Source organism: Candidatus Korarchaeota archaeon NZ13-K (genome assembly GCA_003344655.1).
Classification (GTDB): Archaea; Korarchaeota; Korarchaeia; order Korarchaeales; family Korarchaeaceae; genus Korarchaeum.
The window spans coordinates 1-4,890 of sequence record MAIU01000083.1 but is presented as its reverse complement, the minus strand read 5'-3'; the positions used below and the strand labels follow the sequence as shown (position 1 = coordinate 4,890).

Annotated in this window: 6 protein-coding genes; 1 reads left to right on the top strand and 5 read right to left on the bottom strand. The window is 57.4% G+C overall.

All coding sequences use genetic code 11. The features are described 5' to 3' along the window. The first annotated feature begins 62 nt into the window (after window positions 1-62). Complete coding sequence (locus BA066_06775) at window positions 63-248, top strand: hypothetical protein (GenBank protein RDD52996.1); 186 nt, start codon at window positions 63-65, stop codon at window positions 246-248. Window positions 249-539: 291 nt separating this feature from the next. Here the strand turns inward: BA066_06775 and BA066_06770 are convergent, their stop codons facing one another. The 5 genes from BA066_06770 to BA066_06750 form a co-directional block, all read right to left on the bottom strand. Further along, entirely contained in the window at window positions 540-2,330 is a 1,791-nt protein-coding gene (locus BA066_06770; protein ID RDD52995.1) for an ATP-dependent DNA ligase, read from the bottom strand. A 1-nt stretch (window position 2,331) separates the two neighbouring features. Continuing rightward, entirely contained in the window at window positions 2,332-2,667 is a 336-nt protein-coding gene (locus BA066_06765; protein RDD52994.1) for an Hsp20/alpha crystallin family protein, read from the bottom strand. Window positions 2,668-2,677: 10 nt separating this feature from the next. Further along, window positions 2,678-3,406, bottom strand: a complete 729-nt coding sequence (locus BA066_06760) for a proteasome assembly chaperone family protein (protein ID RDD52993.1) — start codon at window positions 3,404-3,406, stop codon at window positions 2,678-2,680. Between the two features lie 38 nt (window positions 3,407-3,444). Continuing rightward, window positions 3,445-4,557 carry a hypothetical protein gene (locus BA066_06755; protein ID RDD52992.1) on the bottom strand — a complete coding sequence of 371 codons (1,113 nt, stop codon included), beginning with the start codon at window positions 4,555-4,557 and terminating at the stop codon, window positions 3,445-3,447. Continuing rightward, window positions 4,541-4,890: hypothetical protein (locus BA066_06750; protein RDD52991.1), on the bottom strand; the 350-nt coding region annotated here is incomplete at its 5' end. The genes BA066_06750 and BA066_06755, both read right to left, overlap by 17 nt.

The following is a 4,890-nucleotide window of genomic DNA, read 5'->3' as shown; positions in this document are numbered from 1 at the left end:
CGCATCAATTCGGCTTACCTAGCCGCATATCAACATGGGATCAGTATTCAAGAGTGAAATCCATGCAAACATCTTTGAGAACTGATGCCGAAATCAGCCCACAAGATTATCTGGACAGCATCGGCCCCCGGGCTGAGGCTCCTGCGGGTGTCCTCACATCTCCATGGCCAGGCCTCGGGGGGCCGATGCTGAGGGCTGGGGATGATGAAGATGACCTCAGCTCGATGGCGAAATCGGAGGTGACCTGATATCACTCACCTGGTCGTGATGATCGCTTTAGGGACAAATCACGGGCATCCAACTCCATCAGGAGGAATCGGAGGAGATGAATGCGGCTAAGGAGGCTTCGTGACTGGAGGAACTCGTGGGCGGGTCGCTAGAGGTCCAAATTCCTTCTCCTCAGCAAGAGCCCCTAGAGAAACCCGCGCATGGAGGAATGAATTTCCCACGCTTGCTGCGATGCCCTTAAGAGCACTGGGGCGGTGACATCGTGGAGCCTTGCTGCTGATTCCCGCCATGGCATGGGCCTCACTAAGGCATCATCTCTCCTCATCTGAGGATGTCTCGGTCTCCTCCACCTCTATGGCCTTAAGCTGCTCCCTGTACATCTCTATTATCTCCTCCTCAGTGGTCGCGTCCTGCGGGCCCTTGTCCTCCCTCCAGCCCATGAACCTCGGGAACCTTATCGCCAGGCCGGCGTTGCGCTTGATCCTGTTCCAGCCGCACGTGTGCGTGGGGCTGAGCGTTATCTCATCCCCGAGAACCTGGGCCACCTTCACCGGGACGAAGTAGACGTCCGCCTCTATGTTGGAGACCACGCTTGGATGCTTGTGATCTATCCTGTATTCATCCAGCAGCTTCGGTAGGTTTGCGAGCTCCTCGTCCGTGAATCCGGATCCCATCTTGCAAACAGTCTTGAATACATCCTCCTCGGGGCAGTAGGCCGCCATCAGAAGGGCTCCGTAAGTTCCAGCCCTCTTTCCCTTTCCCCAGAAGGCCCCCACGACCACTAGATCAACCGGTTCTATCATCTTGCTTATGTAGCTCCTCTTCAGCTTTATCCAAGACCATCCCCTGACCCCGGCCTGGTAGATCGACCTAGGATCCTTCACCACTAGCCCCTCTGTTCCCATCTCGACGGCATACTCGAAGAACCTCTCCAGCTCCTCGACATCCCCATCCACCTCCTTGTACTGGACCAGCTTCGCCCTCTCATTCTCCCTCAGTATCTCCCTTAGGATCCTCCTCCTCTCCTCAAGCCTCTCATCCAGCAGCTCCCTGCCATCCAGATAGAGCACGTCGAACACGTAAGTCACCGTGGGGTAGGTCCTCATGGCCTCCTCAACGCCGTACTTCCTCCTCCTGTGCATCAGCTCCTGGAACGGGAGTATCTCACCCGTATCTGGGTTAACTGCCACGGTCTCGCAGTCCAGCACGACCTCCCTGCCATTCACGGCCCTCGACACGTACTCCCTGACATCAGGGTACGGTTCCGTTATGTCCTCCAGCCTCCTGGAGAATATCTTGACCCTCCCATCCCTCCAAACGTGGATCTGCATCCTCTCGCCATCGTACTTGAACTCCGCGTAGACCCTGGGCCCCATCTTCTCCATGATCTCCTCCGCCGACCTGAGCCTCTGGGCCAGCATGGGCCTGACGGGTGTGCCGAGCGTTATCGTTATCTCCTCAAGTCCGCTCATCCCCTTCTCGGCCAAAGCTTTAGCTATTTTTCCAATATCGGGAAATATGTTATACTTCTTCTCCAGCCTGTCCCTGTGGGCCCTGCTCTTGAGGAAGGCCTCAGCAAGGGCGTCGAGCACCGTCATGTCCCTGACCCCCAGTCTGAGCTTCTCCGTGACTATCCTCGCTATGTACCTGGCCTCCAGGGGCTTGGCATCGCTCAGGAGCCCGGCTATCAGCCTGACCTTCGCGTCCTGGGCTCCCTCGCCCGAGGCCCTGGCCACCCTGCTCAGCGTTTCGAACACCCTCTCGACGGTCAGGTCCTCGGAGAAGAAAGACTGCGCGGCCTTCTTGCTCACCGCCCACTCCGCCAGCTTCCCTATGTCACCGAACTTCGGGTACTCCTCCTCCAGCCTATCCTGGGATATCCCCGTTGCCAGGGAGAGGGCCCTCAGGAAGAGCTTCTCCCCCACCCCAAGCTCGACGCCCTCGAATGGGGAGGCTATGCTCCCCAGGGTCAGGTAGACTATCTTGTCCAGTATCTCAGGCGGTGTGCTGAGGAAGAGGTTTTTGAGGAGATCTATCATCTCAAGCCTTCCTGTCGTGGCCTCAATCCTCTCATAGGCTTTGGCAACTTCCATGAAGAGCAACTCACTCCACCCTTACCCTCCTGAAGGTCAGCTCCTTCGGGGGAGCCAGTATGTAGAGTATGCCGTTGCTGAGCCTGGCCTCAACCCTCTCAGGGTCTATCTGTATGGGCGTCTTTATCAGCTTCTTGTACCTCACCCTAGTCCCCCCGACGTGGGAGAGGGCCTCGATGTAAATTGCATCCTCGCTCGCGTTCAGTATGAGATCCTCCTTCCTCACCCCGGGGAGGTCCACGGTTATGATCACCCCGTCCTTGGTGAGCCTCATATCGTGGAGGGGTTCCTCAACCTCCCTGACGGAGAAGTAACCCCACCTTATCTCCCTGTAGAACCAGCCCATCCTCCCACCCCTAACCTATGTAAGCGGTCGCGGGAGCCTCCCTAACCGTCTGGATCGTCTTGGCCATGAGCTCCTTCATCTTCAGCCTTATAGTCTCGGATTCCGCTTCTAACTGGCTTATATCTATGCTGAAACCTAGGGTAGGCTCTATTGCCTTCAGGAGCTCAGCAGCTGCCCCTGGATCAGGGTAGGCATCGAAGCTCTGCACCATGACGGCGGCGGCGGGTATCCCCCTCCTTATGGCCTCCCTCAGGAAGTAGGCGGCGTAGCCCGAGAGGTAGCCCCCCTTCATGGGCTCCCCACCCATGTTGTTCGCCGACGACTTCGCCTCCTCGCTGCTGAACACTGTCATTACCTGGGGCCTATCGATGTTCATCCTGTTCTCATCAGGTATTCCTCCGATCACCATGACGAGCTTCGGTCTTTTCTTTGCTACCCAGTCCAGCACGGCCTCCGTGAGCCTCATGAGGGGCTCCACGGGGAGGGGGACCTCCACCTTTACCACGTAGAGCCCCCTTCCGGAGAATATCTTGACTGTGTGGGAGGCGATGCCGTCCCTGACCTCGACGACCGGTGGGAAGAAGGGAGAGTCTATCTTCCCCACCTCATCCAAGCCGGCCGTCCTTATCAGGTGATCGGCCGATATAGTTCCAACCAATCCGGCGCCGGGGACGGAGAGTATGAGTATGGGGTTCCTGATCTCGGGGGCGTTCTCGACTATGTCGACGCTCATGTTCATCCAGCATAATCCGGTGAGGAGTCTATTAACCTTAACTATCAGAACCTTGAGAGGGCCTCCATGGGGAAGGGAGGTTCCCTCAGGATGAACTCATCGATCTTATCGAGGAACTCACGCTTCCTCCTTGAATGCTCCTCCAACAGAATGGATATTAGCTCCTTCACCCTGACCTTGGCCAGCCTGCACCCCTCCTCTCGGTTCTCCAGGTAGCTGAAGAGAGCTTCCTCATACTGCTCGGTATCCAGGATCCTCAGGTAGTGGATGACGGGCGGGAGATCATCTTTGGGACAAGGGGAGCTCTCCACCTTCATCAGGGCCGAGCTAACCGGTTCGGAGAGGAATATGGCTGAACCAGGTCTGCTGGTCCCCATCTTCGGCTCCCCATTTATACCGGGGATGAAGATCGAGTGAACGATCGCAGGCTCCCTGAGCCCGAGCCTCCTCGCCACCAGGATGGAGGGCAGCATGAGGGGATGCTGATCCAGGGCCATCGGGATTATGCACCTGAAGCGCTCATCCGAGAAGAGGGGGAGCATGATGGCGGGGACCGACTGGAGGAGGGCGTAGTAGAATATCCCAGGGTTGGAGCTGTCATCCAGCTTCGTGTGGTCCTTGAGTTCAGATATTCTGATCCTCTTAGCCAGCACGAGGCTGGCTGGGTAGAGCCATGAGGAGCACTCCGTGTCCCATATTACCCTGGTCCTCTCCTCATCGAATCCAAGCGCCAGCAGCTCAGCTACGTTCTCCCTTGCCCACCTCCTGGAATCCCCAAGGCTCAGGTCCGGCCTCAGGCAGTACTTCTCATCATCCGACACCTGGAGGTAGAGGGGGGCCCTCAGCCTCCCCTGGAGCCACCCGGCCAGCATAAGCGGGACCATGTTGCCCAGGTGGAGCGGACCGGACGGGCCCCTGCCGGTGAACACGTAGGGTCTGGAGGAGCCCCTGGCCAGATCCTCAAGGAATGAGTCGAGCGAGCTGTGGGCCAGGAAGACCCCCCTTCCGATTAGGTGGTGCTCCTCGCCCATGACCCTCCTGATGGCGCATCTCAGATCGAAATCTATCCTCTTGAGCCCCAGATCGCAGATAAGCCTGTCATAATCTATTCTATCTCCTCTTACCTCCCATGGCGTCACCCTAAATCCCGGAATCATCAATATCACCTAGGATCCTCATCAGCCTGAGGAAGGAGAAGCAGTCACCCGCGGGGTGAAACCTCAGGGTCATCAAGCGCGGGAACCTGGCCCTGACCTTCTCCAGCATGTGGGCCCTATCGTCTATGTAAAGCGTATCCTCCTCCGAGACCCCCAGCTTCGAGAAGTGCCTCAGTATCCTCTCCATCATGAGCTGCTTCTCCGGATGGGGCTCTATGACGAGCAGGTCAAAGTATTTAGCTAAATCGAAGGCTTTCAGCACACCAAAGGCCTTATCGAAATTGTTCCAGCTGCAGGTGGACAGGAAGATCCCCCTCTCCTTCGCGAAGGAGA

What these genes read in the sequence shown, in the direction of transcription:
- BA066_06755 (RDD52992.1), bottom strand. Translation starts at nt 4,557, where the DNA reads ATGATTCCGGGATTTAGGGTGACGCCATGGGAGGTAAGAGGAGATAGA.
- BA066_06775 (RDD52996.1), top strand. Translation starts at nt 63, where the DNA reads ATGCAAACATCTTTGAGAACTGATGCCGAAATCAGCCCACAAGATTAT.
- BA066_06765 (RDD52994.1), bottom strand. Translation starts at nt 2,667, where the DNA reads ATGGGCTGGTTCTACAGGGAGATAAGGTGGGGTTACTTCTCCGTCAGG.
- BA066_06760 (RDD52993.1), bottom strand. Translation starts at nt 3,406, where the DNA reads ATGAACATGAGCGTCGACATAGTCGAGAACGCCCCCGAGATCAGGAAC.